This window comes from Nocardia sp. NPDC004151 (genome assembly GCF_042874235.1).
Lineage (GTDB): Bacteria > Actinomycetota > Actinomycetes > Mycobacteriales > Mycobacteriaceae > Nocardia.
Genome location: NZ_JBIAMR010000014.1, coordinates 85,369 through 108,932 on the forward strand (window position 1 = coordinate 85,369; position 23,564 = coordinate 108,932).

Genomic DNA, 23,564 nt, shown 5'->3' on the forward strand with positions numbered 1-23,564 from the left:
CATGCGATTTCATCTCATCGACCGAATCGAGTCCTGGGAACCGTTGCAGCACATCACGGCTCGCAAACTCACCTCGGTCTACGAGAACGTCTGGCAGCCGTCCGCCACCGGCCCCGTGCTGCCCTTCGGCCTAGCCCTGGAGGCGCTGTGCCAGGCCGGGGCCTGGCTCGTGCTGCTCAGCTCGGCGCACACCAAACGCGCCGCGCTGCTCACCGTCGGCGAAGTCACCATGCACCGCGACGCGGTACCCGGTGACGTGCTGCGGATGACGGCCCGGGTGGTGCACGCGACGCCAGAGGCGGCGGTGGTGGACGGCTGGATCGAGGTCGACGGCGAGCGAATCATGGACGCCCGCAACATCATGTGCGCCCTTATCGACGCCGACCGGCTCGACGACCCGGCCGACACCGAACGGATGGCGCGCCACCTGCTCGGCGAGGAGCTGGTCGGATGAGCACCCCGGCCGGACGCCGGCGGGTGGTGGTGACCGGCGTCGGCGCGGTCACCCCGCTCGGCGTGGACGCGCCGTCCACCTGGGACGGACTGGTGGCCGGGCGCAATGCCATCGGCCCGCTGACCACCTTCGACTGCACCACCTTCCCGGTCCGGATCGCCGGGCTGGTCCCGGAGTCCTTCGATCCGGCCACCGCGATCCCGGCCACCGCCGACCGGCGCTGGGTGTCCCGGCCCGGCCTGTTCGGGCTGGCGGCGGTCGGCGAGGCCCTGCGCTCCGCGGGCCTGGATGCCGAGCAGCCCTATCCGCCCTCGGATCGCGGGGTGGCCATGGGCGCGAGCGTGGGCCGGCCCGACCTGGGGATGGTGCTGCGGGTCTCCGAATTACGTTCCCGCACCGGGAAACCCGACGCGTTCGTGCGGCCCGCACCGTCGGCCACCCTGACCGGCAATCAGAACCTGGCCCTCAACGCCATGGTCCGGCTGATCGGCGCGACCGGTCCGATGGTGGGCATCCACACCGCCTGCGCCGGATCCGGACACGCCCTCGGCGAGGCCTTCCGGCTGATCCAGGAGGGCGACGCCCGCATGATGGTGGCCGGCGGCTACGACTCGCTCACCACCTGGGCCGACATCCTCGGCTTCGGGCTGCTGGGCGCGATGACCGACCGCTACAACGACGATCCCGCCGCCGCCTCGCGCCCCTTCGACGCCGACCGCAGCGGGTTCGTGATCGGCGAGGGCGCGGTGTCCTTCGTGCTCGAGGACCACGACTCCGCGCTCGAGCGGGGGGCGCCGATCCTGGGCGAGCTGCTCGGCTACGGGTCCACCATGAATGCCTGGCGGATCACCGACTCGCCGCCGGACGGTGCGGGCGCGATCGAGGCGATGGAATCCGCCCTGACCGAATCCGGTTTGGGCACAGCCGATATCGACTACATCGCGGCGCACGGCACCAGCACGCCCGGCAATGACGTCTCCGAGACCCGGGCCATCAAGAAGGTGTTCGGCGACGACGCCTACCGGCTGGTGGTGTCCTCACCCAAATCCATGGCCGGGCACCTCACCGCCGGGGCCGCGGCCCTGAACCTGCTGGCGGCGCTGGGCGCGATCCGGGACGCGGTGGTGCCGCCCACCCGCAATCTCGACACCCCGGACCGGGCCCTGGATCTCGACTACGTCCCCCATCGCGCGCGCCGGATGCCGGTGCGCGCGGCCATGATCAACGCCCTCGCGTTCGGCGGTTCCAATACCTGCCTCGTGGTGGGCGCACCCCCGAACACCCCCGAACTCAGGGAGCAGCCATGACCGCGTCCCACCCCGCGCCCGCCGACCTCCCGGCGGCGGGCATCGGCACCCCGGGATTCGATCGAATCCTGCTGGTGAGCCCCGGCCTGCGCGCCGAGGCCCTGCTGAACGTCACCGGCACCCTGCCGTTCTTCGACAGCCACTTCCCGCGACGTCCCATCCTGCCCGGCGTGCTGCTGACCGAGAGCCTGATCGCGCTGGCCGTCATGGCCGCCGGTGATCCGCTGCTGCGGCTGCGCGCCGCCGACGGGCTGCGCTTCCGGCGCTTCATCACGCCGGGCGATCAGGTGCACCTGACCGTCGAAAGCGTCAGCACCGGAACCGATCCGGACGAGTCGGTGTGGCGGGCGACCGCCACGGTGGAGGGCCGGACCGCCGCCGCCATCAAGAACCTGCGCCTGGCGCGTAGGCCGATCGCCGCGGTGAACGGCGATTCCGCCGCGGCGATCGGTGGCCCCGCCGCATCGATGCCGGTCGCGAACGGCTTTGCCGCCGAGGTGACGTCGTGACCGCGCGGCGCGTGGTGATCACCGGCGTCGGCCTGGTCACGGCGCTCGGCGAAGGCGCCCGCGAGACCTGGGACGCGCTGGTGGCGGGCCGCACCGGCATCGCCCCGCTGCGCGCCTACGACCCGGCACCGCTGCGCACCCGGCTCGGCGCGGAGATCCCCGACTTCGATCCGGGCAAGTTCCTGTCGCTGCGGTCCATGCGCACCTCCACCCGCGGCGACCAGTACGGCGTCGCGGCCGCCACCCTCGCGCTGCGCGACGCCGGGCTCGAGCGCAGTGACCTCGGCCACCGCACCGGGCTGTATCTCGGTGGCAACAAGGACATCTGCCAGCGTGACGACTCCATCGCCGACATGGAGGCCATTCGCGGCGTCGACGGCGAGCCGGACATGCGCAAGCTGGGTGAACTGGCCCGGTCGATCGTGCCGCCGCTGGCGTATGTGGAGGGTTTGCAGAACGGCGGGACCTACCACATCTCCTCGCTGTTCGGCCTGCGCGGACCCAATGCCTTCTACGCGGGCGCGGCCGATTCCGGTGCGACCGCGATCGGCCGGGCCATGCGCGCCATCCGGCGCGGGGAGGCCGATCTGGCCGTGGCGGGCGGTTACGACGACGCCACCAACTGGTGGGCCATGGCCAAGCTGGATGGACTCGGCGTGCTGTCACCGCGAAACGAACTGGATACCAAGGCATTCCGGCCGTTCGACCGCGAGCACACCGGCTCCGTGATCGGCGACGGCGCGGCGATCCTGGTCCTCGAGGATCGTGATCGGGCGCTGGGGCGCGGCGCGCACATCTACGCCGAGCTCGCGGGCTACGGCATGGGCAACGACTGCGTGCGCCCGCCCGCCTCCGATCCGGACGGCCGCGGCCTGGTCCGCGCGATCACGGCGGCGCTGTCGGATGCCGATGCGGCGGGCCCGGATTGCGTGTTCTCGCACGGCTGCGCCACCACGCTCGGCGACACCAGCGAAGTGCGGGCGCTGCGCACCGCCCTCGGCGGAGCCGCCGACCGGGCGGCCGTGACCAGCGTCAAACCCCAGACCGGGCATCTGGTCGGCGGCGCGGGCGCGCTCAATGCCGCCCTGGCCGCGCTGGCCCTGGACTCCGGCGTGGTGCCCGCCACCGCCAATCACGAGAACCCGGCCCCCGGATGCGATCTCGACATCGTCACCGGCGCGGCCCGGCACGCCCGACCGAGGGTCGCGCTGGCCCTGGCCCGCGGCCTGGAGGGTCAGGCCGTGGCGCTCACCCTCACCCAATCGAACTGATCGACAGGACTTTCCGCCATGCACGAAACCCATCGTCCGGCGCCCCGGCGCATCGTGATCACCTCGCTCGGCGCGATCACCGCACACGGCGCCGGCGCGGAGGAACTGTGGCAGCGGGTGCGCGGCGGCGAGGTCGCCATCCGGCCGCTGCGCGAATTCGCCGTCGCCGGACTGCCCGCGGCCATCGGCGGCGAGATTCTCGACCCGCCGCGCCCCAAATACGACTACCTGGCCCCACTCGGCCTCACCGACCCCGAACCGGCCATCGACTACGCGCTCATCGCCGCCGAGGAAGCCATGGCGGGCGCGGGATTGGGCGTGCTGGAGGCGGGCGCGGCCCCCCGCCCGGACGCGCTCCCCGCCCATCGCTGGGGTGTGGCCTTCGGCAGCTGCAACAGCGGGATCCGCAGCGCCGAGAAGGCGGTCCGCCGCGCGGTCGACGCCGGACGCACGGTCGGCGCGGACGAACTGGGACTCGGCGACGACCGGCACCTGCTGCTGGTGTCACCCCAGTTCTGCGCGGAGGCCCTCAGCGCGGCCTTCGGGCTGAAAGGTCCCGTGCTGTCGGTCAATACGGCCTGCGCGTCCAGCGCCCACGCTCTGGCCCACGCCGTCGAGCAGATCCGCGCCGGACGCGCGGACGCCATGCTGGTCGGCGGCAGCGACGCGCTCAGCGAGATGGCGTACTACGGCTTCAACAGCGTCGAATCGCTGTCCTCGCGACCGGCGCGGCCGTATTCCCGTGACCGCGACGGTCTCTCGCTCGGCGCGGGCGCGGGCATGATGGTGCTGACCTCCGCCGAGGTGGCCCTCGCGGCCGGCGCCCCGATCGTCGCCGAGGTGCTCGGCTACGGCATGTCCGCCGACGGCTACCACGCCACCGCCCCGCATCCCCAAGGCGCGGGCGCGGCGCGCGCCATCCGCGCCGCCATCGACACCGCCGGGCTCACCCCCGTCGACGTGCCCTACATCAACGGGCACGGCACCGGGACCCCGAAGAACGACTCGGCCGAGAGCAACGCGGTCCGCGCCGCCCTCGGCGACGCCGCCCAGGACGTGGTGCTGAGCAGCACCAAATCCATGATCGGCCACCTGCTCGGCGCGGCCGGAGCCGTCGAAGCCATCGTCACCATCCTCGGCCTGCGCGACGAGATGATCCCGCCGACAGCAGGTTTCGCCGAGACCGACCCGGCCTGCGGGCTGGATCCCGCGCCGAACCAGGCCCGGCCACTGCCCATGCGGGTCGCCGCCTCGAACAATTTCGCCTTCGCCGGGGCCAACGCCTGTGTCGTGTACGGGCGGCCGCGCAGCGCTCCCACCCGGCCCGCACCCGAAGTGGGCGACGGGACCGCAGCGATCGACACGACCGGGACCGCCGCCACAACCAGGACCCCGGACCCTGCCGATGCCGGCGACGCGTCCCACGGAGGCGACCGCGCCGGCCTGCGTGGCGGGGCCTCCATCAGTGATGTCACCGGGGCCGGCGAGTTCGATGAGGTCGTCGTGACCGGGGTCGGTGTCCTCCTGGGCGGGGCGGCCGATGCCGAACAGCTGTGGGCCGCATGGCAAGCCGGGTCCGGAATCGCAGAGTCCCACCACGGTTTACGAGTCGTGCGAGTGAGCACCGACCCGGGAGCGGCCATTCCGGCGAAGGCGCGGCGGCGGATGGACCGCCTCGGCCAGTTCGCCGTGGCGACCAGCGGGCAGGCGCTCACGGCGGCCGGGCTCACCGCCGACGAGAGCGTGGGCGTGGTGCTCGGCACCGGTGTCGGGCCGATGAGCAGCATCTCCCGATTCTTCGAGCCGACGGTGCTGGGCGGTCCACTGCAAGGCAATCCGGCGATCTTCCCCAATACCGTCTTCAACGCCGCCGCCGGGCAGGTGGCGATGGCGCTGGGCGCGAAGGGGCCGACCTCGACTCTCACCTCGGGTCACGCCGCCGGCGCCGCCGCTCTCGGCACGGCCTTCGACCTGTTGCGAGCCGGACGTGCCGACGCCGTCCTCTGTACTGGCGCGGACGAGCTCTCGCCCTACGCGCTCGACGCCTACCGGGGCGCGGGCGTGTTCACCGGTCGTCACGGCCGCGCATTCCAGCTCGCCGAGGGCAGCGTCACCCTGCTGCTGGAACGGGCCTCGACCGCGCGGGCCCGCGGGGTCACACCGCTGGCCGTGCTCGCCGGCTACGCCACCACCTGCGACGCGCTCGGCATCGCGCGCTGGGATCCGCGCGGGCACGGGGTGGAGCGGGCCATGCGCGATGCCCTCAGCGCGTCCGGGGTGAAACCGGAAGACCTGACCGCGGTCTGGACCGGCGCAGCGGGGCTGCCTGCGGTGGACGGCCCCGAGCGCCGGGCCGTCGATCGGCTCGGCCTGAACCCGGGCTGTGCCCGGCACGAGCCCAAGCGGGTGCTCGGCGATCCCATCGGCGCGGGCGCGCAGCTGGCCGCCGCGCTGGCCATCACCGCGTGGGCGCACGGCGCGGACCACGGCCCGGTGCTGGTCAACGGCTCGTCGCTGGGCGGCACCCACACCAGCTTCGTGCTGACCCACCCCGCGACCGCACCGCGGTAACCCGACGCACCCACCCAATCGTGAACGCACACATCGAATCGTGAACGGAGACACCATGCCGAACCTCGACACACGCCACGTGTCGATCCTGTCCACCGGCTCCTACCTGCCCGGGGACCCGATCGACAATGCCACCCTCGAGCGCCTGTGCGGGCCCATGCCCGCCGAAGTCCTCGACAACATCCAAGTGCGGCAACGGCATTGGATCATCGACCCCGCCACCGGCCGCCACACCACCGGCACCTCCGCCATGGCCACCACGGCGGCGCGGCGGGCGCTGGCGCGCGCCGACATCGACCCGGCCGAGGTGGATCTGCTGGTCATGTCCTCGGCCAGCCCCGAATACCAGCTGCCCGCCGTGGTCACCTACGTGCAGGAGCAGCTCGGGCTCGCGCACTGCGCGTCCATCGAATTCCGGGCCGCCTGCACCGGTTTCGTACAGGGCCTCGACTACGCGCGCCGCCTGCTCGCCGACGGCACCTACAAGACTGCCGTGGTGATCGGCGCGGAATCCATTTCGCCGCTGCTGGTTCCGATGTACCTCGGCATGGACCCCGAACTGGTGCGCATGCGCGACCGGCTGGTCATCAACTCCTTCGGCGACGGCGCCGGGGCGGTCGTGCTGCGCGCCGGCGAACCAGGCAGCGCCGACCCGAACGGCGAATTCCGTTTCGCCACCGCCTGTCTCGGCGGTGACCGCAAGCCCGGCATGCAGATCGTCGGCGGCGGCACCCACGAGCCGGTGTTCGATCAGGCCAAGCGCAAGCGCCTGGTGGAGATGAAGCTCGACGTGAACGGGACCGCCACCTTCGGGCCGCAGGTGTTCGTGGCGGGCATGAAGGACATGCTGGCGCGCACCGGGCTCACCGTCGCCGAGATCGACGCCTGCGTCCTGCCCGAAGGCAATGCCGACTACTTCACCGCCGAATTCGACGCCGCCGGAGTCTCTCCCGAGGACCAGGCGGTGCTGGCCAAGAACATCGTCGAGAACCTCGCAACCGTCGGCGCGACCGGCTCCGCGGCGGTGCCGCTGGCCCTCGACGACGGCTGGGTCCAGGGCCGGGTCCGGCCCGGCGACCAGGTGCTGCTGCTCGCCGTGGAGGCCAGCCGCTACCTCTACGCCGGTCTGTCGCTGCGCTGGGAAGCCCCGTTCGCCGAATCCGCCGAGGTGATCGACCATGTCGCCTGATCACGTGTTCACGGCGGAGGAGAACGCGCGCATCATCCGCCGCGTCTTCGACGAGTTCGTCAACCAGGGCGACTTCTCGGTGGTCGACGAGATCTACTCCCCCGACATGGTCGACCACCAGCCGCTGCCCGGCGCACCCGACGGCACCGCGGGCGTCAAATACACCATCGCCGGTCTGCGCGAAGGCTTCCCGGACCTGCACGTCACCATCGAGGCGCTCAGCGCGCACGCCGACTACGTGGTCATCCACAACACCTGGCGCGGCACCTTCACCGGCGAATTCCTGGGCATGGACCCCACCGGGGAGGCCATCGAGTTCAAGGGCGTGGTGGTGTGGCGGCTGGCCGACGGCCTGATCTGCGAACGCTGGGGCATCGGCGTCGAATCCGCCATGCTCGAGGCGCTCGGCCTGGGCTGGCTGATGTCGGGCGCGCTGGGCCGCAAGGGCCGGCGCCGCAAGGGCGGCGGCATGGACCTCGCGGAACTGGCGGCCACCGTGTCGTCCCTGACCGAAGCACCGTCCCCGACCGAAGCGGGCCGGCCGTGACGCAGCGGCCACTGACGGTTCTCATCTCCGGCGGCGGCATCGGCGGCCTGGCCGCGGCCCTCGCGCTGCGGCAGCGCGGCCTGCGCGTGCGGGTCTTCGAGCGCGCCACCGAACTGCGCGACGGCGGTGCGGGACTGCACATCTGGACCAACGGCACCATCGCGCTGCAACGCCTCGGCGTGCTGCGCGAGGTGCTCGAGACCGCCCCCGTGCAGCAGATCACCCACTTCGGGACCTGGCGCGGGGACCTGTTCGGCGCGTGGCCGGTCGGCGGGTTCATCGAGAAGTACGGATGCCCGACCATCGCGGTCGAGCGGTCGGTGCTGCACCGGGTCCTCAGCGCGGCGGTCACCGCCACCGGCGACGACGCCGAGATCCGCACGGGCGCAGCCGTCGTCGGCTTCGAACAGGACGACACCGGCGTCACCGTGGAACTGTCCGACGGCGACCGGGTCCGCGGCGACGTCCTCATCGGCGCGGACGGCATCAACGGCATGGTCCGCAACGGACTGCTCGGCATGGCCCGGCCGCGCTACACCGGCTACATCGCCTGGCGCGGCAAAGCCGAACTGCGGCACGAGAAGATCCCGCCCGGCACCTTCTACGCGTTGTTCGGGCCCGGCACCCGATTCACCTTCTACGACGTCGCACCCGGCGTCGTGCACTGGATGAGCGTGGCCAACGGCGAACCCGGCGGCCACGACGACGGCGACCCCCGAGAGCTGTTGGCGCAACGGCATCGGGGCTGGATGGCCCCGGTCGAGGAGATCCTGGCCGCCACCCCGCCCGAGGCCATCATCCGCGGCGACGTGCTGGACCGGGCCCCCGACAAGCGCTGGGGCGCCGGCCGGGTCACGCTGCTCGGCGACGCCGCCCACCCCATCACCTTCAATATCGGCCAGGGCGCGTGCCAGGCCCTCGAGGACGCCCTCGTCGTGGCCGAGGAACTCGACACCACCGACCCGGCGACGGCGTTGCGCCGCTACGAGAAACAGCGCCGCGCCCGCACCGCCGGACTCCAGAAGGTGGCCTGGCGGATCGGCCGCCTCGGGGCGGTGGAGAACCCGCTGCTCATCCGGCTGCGCGAACTCGGCATGCGGCTGGTGTGGCCGTGGCTCGTCTTCCGCATCGCCGAACGCGACCAGATCGCCTACGCCACCCGCTGGCGCACCCCCGAACCGACCGCATCACTGCAGAAAGACGGTGTCTGACATGAAGCAATCCCAAACCGAGGCCGACTTCTTCGGCGACTTCGCCGAATCCTGGTGGGACGACGACTCCGCCATGAAGGGACTCACCTCCTTCCAGCGCCCGCGCTTCGAGTACTTCGACAAATTCGTCCAGGACTGGGCGGGCAAGAAGGTGCTCGACGTCGGCTGCGGCGGCGGATTCACCACCGAATACCTGGCCGGGCGCGGCGCCGAGGTGAGCGGGATGGACCCCTCCGCCCGGCTGGTCGCCGCCGCCCGCGCGCACGCCGAATCGACCGGCAAGAACATCGAGTACTCGGTCGGGCGAGCCGAGGCGCTGTCCTACGCCGACCACACCTTCGACGTCGTCACCTGCGTGGACGTGCTCGAGCACGTGGACGACCCGGCGCTGGCGGTCCGTGAGATCGCCCGGGTGCTCAAGCCCGGCGGAATCTTCTGCTACGACACCATCAATCGCACCCTGCTGGCCCGCATCGTGATGATCTGGATCCCGGAGTACCTCACCGGCATGGTGGCCCGCGGCACCCACCATCACCACCAGTTCATCAAACCTGCCGAGCTGGCCCGCCACCTCGACGCCGCCGGGTTGAAACCGCTGGCCAAGCAGCGCGGGCTGACCATCCTCGGCAAGAAGCGCGACGGCAACCTGATCATGTTCACCACGGCGGACCTGTCCTCCACCTATATCGGTGCGGCGGTGCGCTCGTGAAGGCGGTCTTCTATCGGCGCTACGGCGACGCGTCGGTCCTCGAATACGGTGAGCTGCCCATCCCGAAGATGGCGCTCGACGGGGTGCTGCTCGACGTCAAGGCCGCCGCGGTCAACCCGATCGACTGGAAGGCCCGCGAGGGCTACCTGGATCCGTTCGCCGACACCGTGTTCCCCATCGTCCCGGGCGCGGACGTCTCGGGCGTGGTGCGCGAGATCGGCATCGGCGTCAACGAATTCGCGGTCGGCGACGAGGTCGTGGGCTGCGTGCGCGAGGACTACCTGAGCCGCGGCAGCTTCGCCGAGGTGATGCCCGCGCCGGTGCGGGCGCTGGCGATCAAACCGCCGAACATGGGCTGGGCCGAGGCCGCCGCCATGCCGCTGGCCGCGCTCACCTCCTACCAGGCGCTGGTGCGGGTGCTCGACGTGCAGCGCGGGGAGACCGTACTCGTGCACGGCGCGGCCGGTGGCGTCGGCAGCGTGGCGGTACAGATCGCGGTGCACCTGGGTGCGCGGGTGATCGGCACCGCCAGCGAGCGCAACCACGAATTCCTGCGCGAACTGGGCGCTGAGCCGGTGAATTACACGGTGGGACTGGCCGATTCGATTCGCGCGCTCGCCCCCGACGGGATCGACGTGCTGCTCGACGCGGTCGGCAAACGCATCCAGCGCACCGTGCTGCCGCTGCTGGCGCCGCATGGCCGGTTCGCCTCCGTGGTCGACCCGAAGGCCCGAGAACTCGGCGGCTCCTACGTGTTCACCCGGCCCGACACCGGCGACCTGCCCGTGGTCGCCGCACTCGCCGCCAAGGGCGTGTTCCGGGTGCCGGTCGGCGCGGTCTTCCCGCTGCCCGAGGCCGCCGGGGCGCATCTGCTCAGCCAGGGCGGACACGCCCGCGGAAAGGTCGTGGTCGCCGTGGACGAGGCGGTCTGCCAGGAGGAAAACCCTTACGATGAACGGTAATTCAATGCTAGCCCACCGCCGCGTGCAGGGCACGGTCCGGCAGATGGCATGGTCACAGGCGCTGGCCCGGATCGCCATCGGCACCGGCATGCTCACCCAACCCGCCACGGTCTCCAAATCGTGGTCGGGTGAATACGACGACAACGCCTCCTCCCTGCCCACCCGCGCGTTCGGCACCCGGGACGTGGTGATCGGACTCGGCACCGTGTGGTCACTGCGGCGCGGGCACCCGGTGCGGCACTGGTTCGTGCTCGGCGTCGCACTCGAACTGGTGGATGCCACGGTGACGCTGAACAAGCGCGGACGCCTCGGTGTGACCGGGCCGCCGGACACCTGGGAGTTGCTCACAGCAGCGGGATTGGCCGGCGGAATTCTGGTAGCCGCGGCGTTGCGGGAGTAACGAACCCCCTACCGCCCCATAACCGATCACAAAGCGCACCGGGCGAGAACTGGCCATCGCCACAATCACATTTCGGTGAAATGTATTGCACCACACCGTGCAACATAATGTTCACGACAATTTGCGACGATCACCACTACCGACGCCGAGGTGGAGAATCGGCGGTAGCCGTTCTCGCCCTTGGCCATTCGCCGAGGATTTGCTAATGGAAATTCTGTTCCAGTCAGCCATAGGTATTTCAATTCTGACGACCGCGGTCGTCTACGGCACCGATTTTTTCTGCGCCCTGGTGCTGCGGACGGCCTTCGCCCGCATCGACGACCGCGCCCTGGCCGCGGTCACCGGCCGGATCCACGAGGTCGCCGACAAACGCATGCCGATCCCGGGCGCGGTCGGCGTGGTCGCCGCGGTCGTGGCCACCGGCCTGGCGTTTCTCGACGGCAAGACCGCCGCGGGGGGCTTCGCGGCACTCGCCGTCGCCACCCTGGCCGTCTGGCTGGGCATCTACGCCCGGATCAGCGCGCCGGTCAACAAGCAGCTCACCGCCGCGGTCATCGCCGACCGCGTCCCCGCCGACGTCCGCGAGATGCAGCGCACCTGGGACAGCGTCATCGTCGTCCGCGTCGTCCTGCAGGGAATCGCCCTGGTCGCACTTTTTCTCGCGGCGCTGTCCATGTAATGGGCTGCGCCGCAACCAAACCAGGGGGGGAAGTTAGGCGTGACAATGATCCAGTTCAAGCTCCTGGGCCCGGTACAGCTCCACGTCCATGGCAAACCCGTCGACCTCGGGCCGCCCCGGCAGACCAGCCTGCTGGCCGCACTGCTGGTGGACTCGGGCCGGCCGCTCTCCATCGACACGCTCATCGACCGCGTGTGGGGTGATTCCCCGCCGGTCGCCGCCCGCGACGCCGTCTACACCTACGTCGCCCGGCTGCGGGGGGTGCTCACCGAGGCCACCGCCGGGCACGGCGGCCCACCCGTCCAGGTCAACCGCGGCTCCGGCGGCTACACCCTGTCCACCCCACCGGATTCCGTCGACCTGCGGCACTTCATGGACCTGGTGGACCGGGCCCGCGCCACCGACATCGACGACCCCGGCCGCGTCGAACAACTCGCCGCGGGGCTGAACCTGTGGAACGGCAGCGCCATGACCGGACTGGACAGCGAATGGGCCCGGCGACTCAGCGACTCGCTGCACCGGCTCAAGCACGAGGTCACCGCCGACTGGGCCGACGCCGAGATCCGGCGCGGCAACCACTCACTGGTGATCAACCGGCTGCACACCGCCCTGCTCGAGGAACCGCTCGTGGAAGGGTTGCAGGAGCGGCTGATCCGCGCCTACTTCCTCAATGGCGAGACCGCCCAGGCGCTGCGGCAGTACGAACTGGCCCGGCGGCTCATCGCCGACGAGCTCGGCGCCGACCCCAGCCCCGGCATGCGGGACCTGCACTGCCAGATCCTGCGCGGCGACCCGCCCACCGTCACCCTCGGCATCGCGCCCGACATGGTGCCGCTGGCCCCGCTCGGATTCAGCGGACGCGACGCCGAACTGGCCACCCTGACCGGCATGCTCACCGACGAGCCGTCCCCACGGCCGGTGCTGGTCACCGGCGGCGCGGGCGTCGGCAAGACCGCGCTCGTACTGCAGGCCGCCGACTTCCTGCGCGACCGCTTCCCCGACGGGATGCTGTTCGCCGACCTGGCCGAAGGACCGAACACCACCCCGGAGACGGTGCTCGGCCGATTGCTCACCGCGCTCGGCATCCCCGCCGACGCCATGCCCGCCACCCTCGCCGAACGCGCCAACCTCTACCGGGCGCGGCTGGCGCGGCGACGGGTCCTGGTGATCCTCGACAATGCCGTCACCGAATCGCAGATCATCCCGCTGCTGCCCGCGGGCGGATCCAGCACCGCGCTGATCACCAGCCGATTCGCCTTGGGGCTCACCACCGTCCGCACCTACGTCCTGCACGAGCTGTCCCGCACCCAGGGCCTGCAAATGCTGGTCGCCACCGTCGGGCGGGCGCGGGTGCTGCCCGAATGGGAGGACGCGGGCAGCGTCGCCGACCACTGCTCGGGCATCCCGCTGGCCCTGCGCGCCGTCGCCTGCCGCATGTCGGCGCGACCGCACTGGACCTTCGCCCGCATGCTGGCCCGGATCAGCGACGAACAACGCCGCCTCGAAGTCGTGTCCTACCAATCCCTCGACATCCGCGCCAGCCTCGACCTGACCTTCGACCGGCTCGACAGCACCGCCGCCGGCGTCTTCCGCGACCTCGGCCACCACACCTTCGCCGGAACCGAATTCATCGCCCCCGACCACCCCGAACTCAGCGCCGACGAGGTCGAGGACGCCATGGACCGGCTCGTCGACGCCTACCTGCTCTCCGAAGTCGGCCGCGACGAGGCCGACCGCGCCCTCTACCGAATGCTCGACATCCACCGCATCTACGCCAAGCACCTGGGAGACTGACCATGCCGCGTTCCGTGCAGCACACCACCCCGTACCCGTACAGCGACGTCCAGTTCCACCGCGCCCTCGGCTCCCGCGACTACTGGGAACAGCGCATTCGCGAAATCGACGGCGCCGACGCCGAATTGGCCGCCTTCGAGGTCACCCCGAACCGCACCCTGGTCACCGTCAACACCGTCATCCCGGCCTCCTCCCTGCCCGGCCCGGCCGCCACCTTCCGGCCCAACGGCGTGCGCTACACCTACAGCGAGACCTGGTCCGAACCAGCCGACGGCATCGCCCGCGGGCGGATGGACGGGCAGGTCGAGGGCATGACCATCAAACTCGGCGCCGACCTGGTGCTGCGACGCACCGACAACGGGTGCGAGTTCACCATGTCCGGTCAGATCGAAGCCCGGGTTCCCCTGATCGGCAGACTGATCGAGGCCGATATGGGCAAGACGTTCACCAGCACCGCGGCCGCCATCGACGAGTTCACGATGAAGTGGCTGGAGAACGCGGCATGAGCCTTCCCGTTCTCATCACCGGCGCGACCTCGGGGCTCGGCCTCGAGACCGCGAAAATTCTGGCCGCCAAGGGTGTTCCACTGATTCTCGGATGCCGTGACACCGAGCGGGCGGAGGCCGCTCGGCAGCGGATCCGGGAACACGCGCCCACGGCGCAGGTGGACCTGCTGGAACTGGAACTGGCGTCGCTGGAGTCGGTCGGGGCGGCGGTGGAAGCCCTGCACCGCCGCGAACAGCCGCGGCTCGGCGCGATCGTGTGCAATGCCGGTCTCCAGATCGTGGACCAGGTGCGCAGCTCCGAGGACGGCTACGAATTGACCTTCGCCGTCAATCATCTCGGGCATTTCGCGCTCGTCACCGGGTGCGCGGACCTGCTCGACGCAGGGTCACGGGTCCTGGTGGTGTCCAGCGACGTGCATCAGGGGCCGCGCAAATCGATGGGATTCCCCGCGCCGCAGTGGCGCGCGCCCCGCGAACTCGCCACTCCCGGTGAAGGTTCCGGCCGCGACGGGCGGGTCGCCTACGCCACCAGCAAACTCGCCAATGTGTATTTCGCCTACGAGCTGGCCAACCGGTGGGGCGATCACGGGATCACCGTCAACGCCTTCGACCCGGGCCTGATGCCGGAAACCGCGCTTTCCCGCGGCTATTCGGCGCCCGCCCGCATCGGATTCCGGCTGCTCGCACCGCTGCTCATCCGGGTCATGCCCATCGCCCGCACGGTCGCCCGCTCGGCCGCCGACCTGGCCTGGCTGATCACCGGACCCGACCTCGCCGACACCACCGGCAAGTACTTCACCGGCGCGACCGAAGTGCCCAGCGCGCCCGAGTCCTACGACCCCGAGCGGGCCGCGGAACTGTGGCAGGTCTCCGAAGACCTGGTCCGGACCGCGCGCCGGGTGCCGCCCGCCGAACGGCGGTGAGCGCGCGTGCTGCTCGCCATCGCCCACTTCGCCCAGCGCCGCGCGCGTGCCGTCCTGGTGCTCGCGGGGCTCGCCGCCATCCTGTGCTACGCCATCGGGTGGTCGGCGCCGATACATCTGAAATCCGGCGGCTTCCAGGCGCCGGACTCCGAATCCACGTGGGTCGACCGGTATCTCGAAGACCACTTCCCCGGGGCGGCGCCGAATGTGGTGCTGGTGCTCACCGCGCCCGACGGGATCGACACGCCCTCCGCCACCACGGTGGGACAGCGGATCACCGATGAACTGAAAGCGAACCCGGATCTTCAAGGGGTGCAGTCGTATTGGAGCGTCCCGACCGAGATGCGCACCGCGCTGCGCAGCACCGACCGCCACAGCGCGGTCCTGGTGGCCTACGCGCGCGGCGACGACACCGCCGCACCGAAACTCGCGGGCACCCTGGCCGACAAGTACAACGGCAGCCAGGACGGAGTCCGGGTCCGGGCCGGCGGTGAAGCCGTCGCGCTCGCGCAGATGAGCAAGCAGATCACCCTCGACCTGGTGCTCATCGAATCCATCGCGATCCCGCTGGCCGGCATCGCGCTGGTGCTGGTGTTCGGCAGCCTCGTCGCATCCATGCTGCCGTTGCTGGTCGGCGTGGTCACCATCGGCGCGGCGCTGGCCGTGCTGCGGGCGCTGGCGGCGGTCGGCGACGTCTCCATCTTCGCGCTCAACATGACCACGGCGCTGGGGTTCGCGGTCGCGCTGGACTCCAGCCTGTTCATGGTGAGCCGGTTCCGGGAGGAGATCGCGGCGGGCTCCGACACCGTCGACGCGGTGGCCCGCACCGTCCGCACCGCCGGGCGCACCGTGCTGTATTCCGGTCTGACCGTGGCGCTTTCACTCGCGGCGCTGCTGGTGTTCCCGCTGTACTTCCTGCGGTCGTTCGCGTACGCGGGACTGGCGGTGCTCGCCGCCGCGGTGTTCACCACGCTGCTGGTGCTGCCCGCGGCGCTGGCGCTCATGGGCACCCGGGTCGAGGCGCTCGACGTGCGGCAGTGGCTGCGCCGACGACTCGGCCGGCCCGATCCCGTCCCCCAGCCGGTGGAGCGGGACCGGTGGTATCGCTTCGCCATGGGCGTTATGAAGCGGCCGGTCCTCGCCATCGTGGCCGTCGTCGCGGCCTTGCTGCTGCTCGGTGCGCCGTTCCTCGGCGTGCGCTTCGGGTGGGCCGATGATCGGGTACTGGCCTCCGGATCCAGCCGGGAGGTCGGCGACGCCTCCCGCACCGGCTTCTCCGAGAACCTCACCGCGGGCATCCTCGCCGTCCTGCCCGACACCCACGGGGACACCGCGCGCGTGGCCGACTACGCGCGCACCCTGTCCCAGGTCCCGGGCGTGAGCTCGGTGCTGTCCAGCGGCGGCGTCTACGCCGGGGGACTCCCGGTCGCCGGGCCGCAACCCGTCATGGCCGGGGACGCCGGAACCTACCTGCGCATCGGAACCCGCCTCGACCCCTACTCGGCCGCCTCGACCGAACAACTCGACCGCCTCCGGGCGCTTCCCGCCCCCGGACCGGTGCGGTTCGGCGGCCCCGCCGCCCGCAACGCCGACTCCGTCCACGCCCTCGGCGCACGAGTCCCGTTGGCACTGGCCCTGATCGCGATATCGATGTTCGTCGTCCTGCTGATCTTCACCCGCAGCGTCGTGCTCCCGATCAAGGCCCTGGTCCTCACCGTGCTCTCCCTGGCAGCCACCTTCGGAGCCATGGTCTGGATCTTCCAGGACGGCCACCTCTCCGGCGCCCTGGGCTTCACCCCCACCGGATACCTCGTCCCCACCATGCCGATCCTCATGTTCTGCCTGGCCTTCGGCGTATCCATGGACTACGAGGTCTTCCTCCTGTCCCGAATCCGAGAGGAATACCTCGAATCCGGCGAGACCGGGCGTTCGGTCGCCGTGGGCATCGCCCGCACCGCACGAATCTTCACCGCGGCAGCGGCGCTGCTGGCCATCGCCTTCGTGGGCATGGTCTTCGCCCACGTCTCCTTCGTCCAGCTCTTCGGTCTCGGCCTCACCCTGGCCGTCCTGGTCGACGCCACCGTCATCCGTACCATCCTGGTCCCGGCCCTGATGCAAACCATGGGCCGCCTCAACTGGTGGGTGCCCGGACGCACGAAAACCGCTGCGCCCGAACCGGTATCCACCGACGCCCGCTGAGCCGGGCTGCCGGTCCCGCTCAGCGTGACCGGCAGCCCCCACGGGACGAGACCGTGGCCGCCCGGCCGTGAAATAGGGTTGATGGCCGTGGGTAAGCCGAATCGCAAACACCGGGCCGCCAAGTTGCGTGCGCAACTGGGTGACGTTCGCTTCCTGACCAGCGAGGGAGAGCAGCCGACCACGCAGGAAGTCGGGAACGCGGTGCTGGCGGCCGCAATGGCCGCGGCGCGGGTGGGAGCGGGGAGTAAGACGGCTCGGGGGGATTCCGGAATCGCGGGGCGGTTCGCCGAGGAGGTCGCGGAGAGCGGGCTGTCGGATCACGTTGTCGGATCCGGAGCGCACCTGGCCGGGCGGCACGTCATTCGGCGGGTGTTTCAACACGGGTGGCTGCCGGGGGATGTACACGAGGCCGCGGTACGGCGGGTCGACGAGTTCGCCGCCGGGTTCCTCGTCGACGTGATGGCCGATCATGTGCGGCCCTTCGCGGCCGAGACCATGGACGAGACGTGGGTCGAGCAACTCGACGCCATCGAGGCTCGGGTCTGGTGGTCGGACTCGGAACCGTTCTTCGGGCAGTGGGCGGCCAAGCACATGCTGACCTCACGCGAGGCCATCGCCACCGTGGTCGAGGCGCTCGCCTTGCTCCTTCTGCTGCCGGAATTGGAGCTCATCAGGCCGTTGCCGGGCAGTGCGCGACCGCGGGCCGGGGCGCATCATCACGTCGACGAGAAGGTGCTCGGGCGGGTGCGCGGGTTGCTCGCGAAGGCCGAATCGACCTCGTTTCCCGAGGAGGCCGAGACCTTGTCGGCCAAGGCGCAGGAGTTGATGACCAAATACGCGCTCGATCGGGTGCTGGTCGATGCCGACACCGCGGTGCCCGATCTGCCTGGGGCGCGGCGGATCTGGCTCGACACCCCTTACGTCGACGCGAAGGCACTGCTCGTGGACGTGGTCGCCAAGGCCAATCGCAGTCGCGCCATCGGGGCCTCGGAATGGGGGTTCGTCACCATCGTCGGGGACGACGCGGATCTGGAGGCCATCGAACTGCTCACCACCTCGCTGCTGGTGCAGGCCACCCGGGCGATGATCGCGAGCGGACAGGACACGCCCGACGACGGGGCGCGCAGCCGGACCTTCCGGAAATCGTTCCTGGTCGCCTACGCCACCCGCATCGGGGAGCGGCTCGCGGCGGCCACCGCGGCCACCATCGCCGAGTCACCCGACTCCGAACGGCTGCTGCCGGTGCTGGCCTCGCATCAGATCGCCGTCGACGCGGCCTTCGACGCACTGTTTCCGCAGGCCCGCAATCGCGGCATCACCATCCGCAGCGCCGAGGGCTGGGATGCGGGACGGGCCGCCGCGGACCGCGCGCAGCTCGACGCCCGGCGGCCGATCGGCCGGTAGTCCGCCGCACGATCCTGCCGGTCGGTCTCGAATCCATGACGGCGCGAGCAAACGTCGCAAGAACACGTTACAGTCCGGCCGTGAAATATCTTGTGGGATGCGCAATGGCCCTGTCGTTCGCGGCGACGGGTTCACCGGTAGCGCAGGCGGATTCCGCACCGACGTGTACCGACACCCCGAACTCGTACACCGCCGGCTGGCAGACCGGATGGGCGTCGTACCAGGCCGCGGAGAAGAGCGGATCCTCCGGTTCCGCCTCGCGCACGGTCGACCTGCCGATCACCATCAACGCCCCGATCGACAAGGTGTGGACGGTCTACTCGAACCTGCGCAACGACATCGGCCGCCACCCGTTCCTCAAGGACATCATCACCCACCGCACCTGCAGCGACGGGGTGAGCACGACCATCGATTTCACCGCGCTGGAGAACATCCCGATGGGCTCGGTCGACTACCCCGCGAAAACCCAGGCCGAACAGCGCCTCTTCCCGGCCGACCGGTACTACCTCACCGACAGCTACGACACCCCCGGTGTCATCACGCATCAGAAGGTGACCTTCACCGACAACGGCAACGGCACCACCGCGGTCAACGAACACATCACCTTCAGCTGCAACCCCCTGCTGCTCAACTTCACCGTCACCAACGGCGTCTCCTCCCACCAGGCGTACCAGGCTGCACTGAAGCGGGACATCGAGAACGGCACGCTCTGACCGCCACCAGGCGTAGCCACCGAAAAGGCCCGGTCCAGCAGGACCGGGCCTTTTCTCATACGACGCCGCGGGACGCCCTTATACGAGCCTCTTCCTCAGAGGCACCAAACCAAGTCTGCAGATCCCGGCAGCGGGAAGGTGAAACAGATGCCGACTGATCCATCCACGGGCGTAGCCTGCGGTTCGCTGGCCGACGCCACCGATGCTCCGGCGACGCCGAGCGACAACACGATCGCGGTCGCGGCTACGGTCCCGGCGATTCTTGCTTTCATTTGATCAACTCCTTGCACCATGTTCCGAGGAAGGACTTTCCCTTCAAAGGTAGCCAGCAGTTTCCTCAGCCGTAACTGGTGACACCGACCCTGAATGGTGGTGGACACTCCTCAGTACCCCCACTGAGGGTCCATCGCTAGTGCAGGGGACCCACGAAGGTCCCCGGATGCGTCGCGCCCTCGGGCCACACCGTGATCGCCCCCAGGTCCGCGGGCCATGGGGCACGCAGCTGGGTGGTGGAGTCCGGCGGAGTGAGAATCACTTCGCCGGGAGTGCTGGTGCCGGTGACGTAGGTCAGCGTACTTGTCGCCCGGCCGCCGGGAGCGAGGGTCACACGGTGCGGCTGCTGGCCGGTTCGGGGCAGTGAGGCGGGACCGCCGTGGTCACCCACAGCGCCCAGGTCCACACCGGGAAAGCCCTGCAGGACGCAGGATTCGCCAGCTGTATTGACGAGCACGAGACTTGCGGTGCGCTGATTGGCCCCGGCCCGCGCGGGCTCGGCCTGGATCGTCAACCGCAACTGTGAAGCAGCGCACCACGGTTCGTCCGCCTGTGCCTGCCCGTCCGCGATGAGAGGCATCAAGATGCCCACCGTCGCCGCGAAGACTACCGAAGCCACTGCCCTGGAACGCATCTACCGACCCTCCGAATCCTGTGATCGGCCGTCACCTTTCTGGACCGAACTTATGGTCGGCTGAAGATCCGCTGAACACACCGACGGGTCCACCATGACGGTCGCGCACCACGTCCGCCCCCACACACTGCGGGCAACGCGAAGGATCCACAGGTGCGGTAGTCCTGGAGCAGGCTCACATCCGGGCGGCAGGGGCACCGCGCCGCCGTGGCTGCAGCTGGTGCAGCCGATACCAGGCCAGCGCGAGGAAGATCGCGGCGAGACCGGCGAGGACCCCCATATCGAGCAGCCATGTGCCGATGGTGTGTTTCCACAGCGGGTCGGGCCCGCCATCGTGCGGCGAGAGGGTATCGAGGTCGATGCTGGCCGCTGCGGCGCCGTAGCCCCACCGGGACGGCGACACCAAGGACAGCTGTTGCAGAACGGGCGTGCCGGGAAGCCGCACCAGCCCGCCGGTGAGCACCAGTTGCGCCATCGACAGCACGATCAGCAGGGGCAGTGTCTTTTCCGAGGTGCTCACCGAAGCCGACACCAGCAAGCCCAACGTCAGCGACGCGATGCCCAGCATCGCCATCGCCAAGACCAACTCCAGCTGGGCCGACGTGAATAGCCCGCTCGGCGGAAAACTCGTGCCGATAGAGCCGATCAAGAACAACACCGCCGCCTGAAGGATGGTGATCACACCCAAGACCAGCAGTTTCGACATCAAATAGACCCCGGCCGACAGTCCTGCCGCGCGTTCTCTGCGGTAGATCGTCTGTTCCTTGACGATCTCGCGAATCGCGTTGCCGGTGCCGACGAAGCAGGCGCCGAAAACCAGGATCATCAGCTTGGTGGAGGCATCGGTGTTGGTTCCCGGCGCCCCGGTGAAACCCGCGCCCGCGGGCACCGCGGCGATCAAACCGCCCAGCAGCAACGGCATCACGCCGAGCAACGCCAGATAACTGCGGTCCGAGGCGATCACCGCCAGATACCGCCGGCACAGTGTGCTGAGCTGGCTGAGCTTGGACTGCCGCGCGGGCGGCGGCGAAGCCGGTGCGTGTACTTCGCCCGGTCCGATGTCGTCGATCGGCCCGACATCGACGTAGTTCTCGAAGCGCGGGGACTTCCGGAACTCACCGGCCCAGTCGCGGTCCTCGTCCCGGTCGAATGCCTGGAACACCTCGGCCCAGGTGCGCTGCCCGAACTCCTGCAACCCCTCCGCGGGCGGTCCGTAGTAGGCCAGCTTGCCGCCGGGCACCAGCACCAGGAGGCGGTCACAGGAATCGAGATTCGCCACGCTGTGTGTGACGACGATGACGGTCCGCCCGTCGTGGGCGAGTTCGGACAGCATTTCCATGACCGTCTTGTCCAGGCCGGGGTCCAGGCCGGAGGTCGGTTCGTCAAGGAACAACAGGGACGGTTTGGTCAGCAGTTCCAATGCGACGCTGACCCTTTTGCGTTGCCCGCCGGAGAGCCGATCGATGCGGGTGTCGGCATGGCGCGTCAGGCCGAGTTCGTCGAGGACTTCGTCGACTCGCTGCTCGCGCTCCTCGCGGCGGGTGTCACCGGGGAACCGCAGCTCGGCCGCGTAGAGCAGGGCGCGTCGCGTCGGGAGCTCTTTGTGCAGGATGTCCTCCTGCGGAACCAATCCGATCCGGTGTCTCAGCTCGTCGTAATCGGTGTACAGGTCGCGTCCGTCGTAGCGGACGGTCCCCTCGGTCGCGGGCCGCATCCCGGTGACCGCGCCCAACAGCGTCGACTTGCCCGCACCGCTGGGTCCGATGACCCCGACGAGTGAGCGCTGCGCGATGGGGAAGGTCACGTCGTCGAGCAGCACTTTCCCTTCCGGTGTCCGCACGATCAGGTTCTGGACACAGACCGAGATGTCACCGGTGTCGACGGACTCGCGCAGTTCGTTGCCGACGAGCCGATAGGTGGTGTGTCCCATGCCGATCAAGTCGGATTCGGACAGGTCCGCGGTCTCGATCCGGTGGCCGTTGACATAGGTGCCGTTGTGGCTGTCGAGGTCGACGACTAGATATTTGCCTTCGTCGATCACCTGTAGTTCGGCGTGATGGCGAGACACCATGAGGTCGGGCACGACGATGTCGTTGTCTGCGGCGCGTCCGATCCGGAGCGTGCCCGAGACGATCCGTACTACCGCGCTGGGCTGGGTAGCCGGAGGCGACGACCGCGACACTCGCCGCGGCAGGCCCGGCTCGAACAGGGTGACCGTGGCTTCATCGTCCAGGTCATAGCCAGGATTCGGGACGACCATCGTGTCCCCGCCGAAATCGTCATCGGGCTCGGAGACGGGGGCGGGGTTGGGTGATTCCAGCGAGCAGGACAGCCGCGCACCGTCTTTGGCATGCCCCAGCTGGAAGGTCTCGTCGTGGTCGATCAGCATCCGCTCGACGCGCTGACCGTCGAAAAAGGTGCCGTTCAGACTGTGCGCGTCCTCGATTTCCCAACCGTGCGATCCTCGCTCCAGCACGGCGTGCACGGCCGAGACACGCGGATCGGTGACAACAACGTCGGCGGTCGGATCGCGGCCGATGTTGTACACACCCCCGGCGCGTAGCCGATAAACGTGTTCTCGCGTCTGCACCACGAGAACCGGCGACTCGGGGAATTCTGTGGAGGACCGCTCATCCGCCATAAGGGGAGTATACGACCCTGCCGAACTGCGGGCCGAGTGCCGATGGGATCGGAAATACGGTGCCCGATGATCGCGACCGGCCACCGCGTCGTCCGGATGCAGAACCGCCTCACCGCCCGACAGCCGGTATTACCCATCGCTACCGCGGTGTCTGTCCCCGGCCGTACCGGCTGGGAACAGACACCGCGGTAGCTTTTGTTCAGTGGCTGGAACCGAGGCTGCCGGGCAGTGAGCTGCCGGTGCCGGTGCCGGTGCCTCCGGTGGGTGCGACGGTGATCGTGACGGTGGTGGTGGACGCGTTGACGGTGCCATTGCCGGAGTAGTCGGCGGTGATGATGTGGCTGCCGGCGGCGGTGGGGGTCCACGTGATGGTGGCAGTGCCGTCAGCGCCGACCTGGGCGGCGGTGCCGATGACGGCGCCACCGTCGGTGAAGGTGATGGTGCCGCCCGCGTTTGCAGGGTTGACCTTCGCCGTCAGGGTGATCGCGGTACCGACGGTGGCTCCTGTGACCGGGTTGACGGTCACGGTGGAATTGCTGTCGGCCGCAGCGACGTTCACCTGTGCGGTGGTGTTGGATCCGGTGACACCGTCACGCCCCGAGAACGTCGCGGTCAGCGTGTGCGCACCAGCAGCCGAGGGCGTCCACTGGAAGGTCGCGGTGCCGGTC

21 protein-coding genes are annotated in these 23,564 nt (G+C 69.9%); 18 read left to right on the forward strand and 3 right to left on the reverse strand.

Annotated elements, in window-relative coordinates; genetic code table 11:
• The first annotated feature begins 1 nt into the window (after position 1).
• The 18 genes from ACFYTS_RS27305 to ACFYTS_RS27390 all read left to right on the forward strand — a co-directional run bounded on the left by ACFYTS_RS27305 (position 2) and on the right by ACFYTS_RS27390 (position 19,348).
• A complete protein-coding gene (locus tag ACFYTS_RS27305; RefSeq protein ID WP_357086481.1) occupies positions 2–454 on the forward strand; it encodes a hypothetical protein in 453 nt (150 codons plus the stop codon).
• Positions 451–1,761, forward strand: coding sequence for a beta-ketoacyl-[acyl-carrier-protein] synthase family protein (locus ACFYTS_RS27310; protein WP_387308201.1), 1,311 nt, complete (start codon positions 451–453; stop codon positions 1,759–1,761). The genes ACFYTS_RS27305 and ACFYTS_RS27310 overlap by 4 nt, the downstream gene beginning before the upstream one ends.
• Positions 1,758–2,270 carry a 3-hydroxyacyl-ACP dehydratase FabZ family protein gene (locus ACFYTS_RS27315; RefSeq protein ID WP_387308203.1) on the forward strand — a complete coding sequence of 171 codons (513 nt, stop codon included), beginning with the start codon at positions 1,758–1,760 and terminating at the stop codon, positions 2,268–2,270. The genes ACFYTS_RS27310 and ACFYTS_RS27315 overlap by 4 nt, the downstream gene beginning before the upstream one ends.
• Positions 2,267–3,541: a beta-ketoacyl-[acyl-carrier-protein] synthase family protein gene (locus tag ACFYTS_RS27320; RefSeq protein ID WP_387308205.1), complete on the forward strand. Its 1,275-nt coding sequence runs from the start codon at positions 2,267–2,269 to the stop codon at positions 3,539–3,541. The genes ACFYTS_RS27315 and ACFYTS_RS27320 overlap by 4 nt, the downstream gene beginning before the upstream one ends.
• 18 nt (positions 3,542–3,559) lie before the next feature.
• Positions 3,560–6,112, forward strand: a complete 2,553-nt coding sequence (locus tag ACFYTS_RS27325; protein WP_387308207.1) for a beta-ketoacyl synthase N-terminal-like domain-containing protein — start codon at positions 3,560–3,562, stop codon at positions 6,110–6,112.
• A 55-nt stretch (positions 6,113–6,167) separates the two neighbouring features.
• Complete coding sequence (locus tag ACFYTS_RS27330; RefSeq protein WP_387308210.1) at positions 6,168–7,301, forward strand: 3-oxoacyl-ACP synthase III family protein; 1,134 nt, start codon at positions 6,168–6,170, stop codon at positions 7,299–7,301.
• On the forward strand, positions 7,291–7,848 hold the full coding sequence (locus ACFYTS_RS27335) for an ester cyclase (protein ID WP_387308212.1): 558 nt from the start codon (positions 7,291–7,293) through the stop codon (positions 7,846–7,848). The genes ACFYTS_RS27330 and ACFYTS_RS27335 overlap by 11 nt, the downstream gene beginning before the upstream one ends.
• Positions 7,845–9,059, forward strand: a complete 1,215-nt coding sequence (locus ACFYTS_RS27340) for an FAD-dependent monooxygenase (RefSeq protein WP_387308215.1) — start codon at positions 7,845–7,847, stop codon at positions 9,057–9,059. Before ACFYTS_RS27335 ends, ACFYTS_RS27340 begins: the two co-directional genes overlap by 4 nt.
• A 1-nt stretch (position 9,060) precedes the next feature.
• Positions 9,061–9,768: a bifunctional 2-polyprenyl-6-hydroxyphenol methylase/3-demethylubiquinol 3-O-methyltransferase UbiG gene (gene ubiG, locus ACFYTS_RS27345; protein ID WP_387308218.1), complete on the forward strand. Its 708-nt coding sequence runs from the start codon at positions 9,061–9,063 to the stop codon at positions 9,766–9,768.
• Positions 9,765–10,730: an NADP-dependent oxidoreductase gene (locus ACFYTS_RS27350; RefSeq protein ID WP_357278844.1), complete on the forward strand. Its 966-nt coding sequence runs from the start codon at positions 9,765–9,767 to the stop codon at positions 10,728–10,730. Before ubiG ends, ACFYTS_RS27350 begins: the two co-directional genes overlap by 4 nt.
• A gap of 43 nt (positions 10,731–10,773) precedes the next feature.
• Positions 10,774–11,130 (forward strand): hypothetical protein, encoded by a 357-nt coding sequence (locus tag ACFYTS_RS27355; RefSeq protein ID WP_379094597.1) that lies wholly within the window; start codon positions 10,774–10,776, stop codon positions 11,128–11,130.
• Between the two features lie 205 nt (positions 11,131–11,335).
• Positions 11,336–11,809, forward strand: a complete 474-nt coding sequence (locus ACFYTS_RS27360) for a DUF1772 domain-containing protein (RefSeq protein ID WP_357278848.1) — start codon at positions 11,336–11,338, stop codon at positions 11,807–11,809.
• A gap of 45 nt (positions 11,810–11,854) precedes the next feature.
• Positions 11,855–13,603 (forward strand): BTAD domain-containing putative transcriptional regulator, encoded by a 1,749-nt coding sequence (locus ACFYTS_RS27365; protein ID WP_357279038.1) that lies wholly within the window; start codon positions 11,855–11,857, stop codon positions 13,601–13,603.
• A 2-nt stretch (positions 13,604–13,605) separates the two neighbouring features.
• Positions 13,606–14,109 carry a DUF2505 domain-containing protein gene (locus tag ACFYTS_RS27370; protein WP_357278850.1) on the forward strand — a complete coding sequence of 168 codons (504 nt, stop codon included), beginning with the start codon at positions 13,606–13,608 and terminating at the stop codon, positions 14,107–14,109.
• Complete coding sequence (locus ACFYTS_RS27375; protein WP_357278852.1) at positions 14,106–15,032, forward strand: SDR family NAD(P)-dependent oxidoreductase; 927 nt, start codon at positions 14,106–14,108, stop codon at positions 15,030–15,032. The genes ACFYTS_RS27370 and ACFYTS_RS27375 overlap by 4 nt, the downstream gene beginning before the upstream one ends.
• Before the next feature lie 6 nt (positions 15,033–15,038).
• Positions 15,039–17,231: an MMPL family transporter gene (locus tag ACFYTS_RS27380; RefSeq protein ID WP_387308222.1), complete on the forward strand. Its 2,193-nt coding sequence runs from the start codon at positions 15,039–15,041 to the stop codon at positions 17,229–17,231.
• An 87-nt stretch (positions 17,232–17,318) separates the two neighbouring features.
• Complete coding sequence (locus ACFYTS_RS27385) at positions 17,319–18,635, forward strand: DUF2786 domain-containing protein (RefSeq protein ID WP_387308224.1); 1,317 nt, start codon at positions 17,319–17,321, stop codon at positions 18,633–18,635.
• Between the two features lie 80 nt (positions 18,636–18,715).
• Positions 18,716–19,348 (forward strand): hypothetical protein, encoded by a 633-nt coding sequence (locus tag ACFYTS_RS27390; RefSeq protein ID WP_387308226.1) that lies wholly within the window; start codon positions 18,716–18,718, stop codon positions 19,346–19,348.
• Positions 19,349–19,757: 409 nt separating this feature from the next.
• On the opposite strand, the gene ACFYTS_RS27395 is transcribed toward ACFYTS_RS27390, so the two are convergent.
• The 3 genes from ACFYTS_RS27395 to ACFYTS_RS27405 all read right to left on the reverse strand — a co-directional run.
• Positions 19,758–20,255, reverse strand: coding sequence for a DUF4232 domain-containing protein (locus ACFYTS_RS27395; protein WP_387308228.1), 498 nt, complete (start codon positions 20,253–20,255; stop codon positions 19,758–19,760).
• Positions 20,256–20,430: 175 nt separating this feature from the next.
• On the reverse strand, positions 20,431–22,896 hold the full coding sequence (locus ACFYTS_RS27400) for an FHA domain-containing protein (protein WP_387308230.1): 2,466 nt from the start codon (positions 22,894–22,896) through the stop codon (positions 20,431–20,433).
• 199 nt (positions 22,897–23,095) lie between these two features.
• The coding region (locus tag ACFYTS_RS27405; protein WP_387308231.1) for an Ig-like domain-containing protein at positions 23,096–23,564 on the reverse strand (469 nt) is incomplete at its 5' end.

Coding starts and splice junctions, on each gene's coding strand:
- ACFYTS_RS27305 (WP_357086481.1), top strand. CDS start 2: ATGCGATTTCATCTCATCGACCGAATCGAGTCCTGGGAACCGTTGCAG.
- ACFYTS_RS27310 (WP_387308201.1), top strand. CDS start 451: ATGAGCACCCCGGCCGGACGCCGGCGGGTGGTGGTGACCGGCGTCGGC.
- ACFYTS_RS27315 (WP_387308203.1), top strand. CDS start 1,758: ATGACCGCGTCCCACCCCGCGCCCGCCGACCTCCCGGCGGCGGGCATC.
- ACFYTS_RS27325 (WP_387308207.1), top strand. CDS start 3,560: ATGCACGAAACCCATCGTCCGGCGCCCCGGCGCATCGTGATCACCTCG.
- ACFYTS_RS27330 (WP_387308210.1), top strand. CDS start 6,168: ATGCCGAACCTCGACACACGCCACGTGTCGATCCTGTCCACCGGCTCC.
- ACFYTS_RS27335 (WP_387308212.1), top strand. CDS start 7,291: ATGTCGCCTGATCACGTGTTCACGGCGGAGGAGAACGCGCGCATCATC.
- ubiG (WP_387308218.1), top strand. CDS start 9,061: ATGAAGCAATCCCAAACCGAGGCCGACTTCTTCGGCGACTTCGCCGAA.
- ACFYTS_RS27355 (WP_379094597.1), top strand. CDS start 10,774: ATGGCATGGTCACAGGCGCTGGCCCGGATCGCCATCGGCACCGGCATG.
- ACFYTS_RS27360 (WP_357278848.1), top strand. CDS start 11,336: ATGGAAATTCTGTTCCAGTCAGCCATAGGTATTTCAATTCTGACGACC.
- ACFYTS_RS27365 (WP_357279038.1), top strand. CDS start 11,855: ATGATCCAGTTCAAGCTCCTGGGCCCGGTACAGCTCCACGTCCATGGC.
- ACFYTS_RS27370 (WP_357278850.1), top strand. CDS start 13,606: ATGCCGCGTTCCGTGCAGCACACCACCCCGTACCCGTACAGCGACGTC.
- ACFYTS_RS27375 (WP_357278852.1), top strand. CDS start 14,106: ATGAGCCTTCCCGTTCTCATCACCGGCGCGACCTCGGGGCTCGGCCTC.
- ACFYTS_RS27395 (WP_387308228.1), bottom strand. CDS start 20,255: ATGCGTTCCAGGGCAGTGGCTTCGGTAGTCTTCGCGGCGACGGTGGGC.
- ACFYTS_RS27400 (WP_387308230.1), bottom strand. CDS start 22,896: ATGGCGGATGAGCGGTCCTCCACAGAATTCCCCGAGTCGCCGGTTCTC.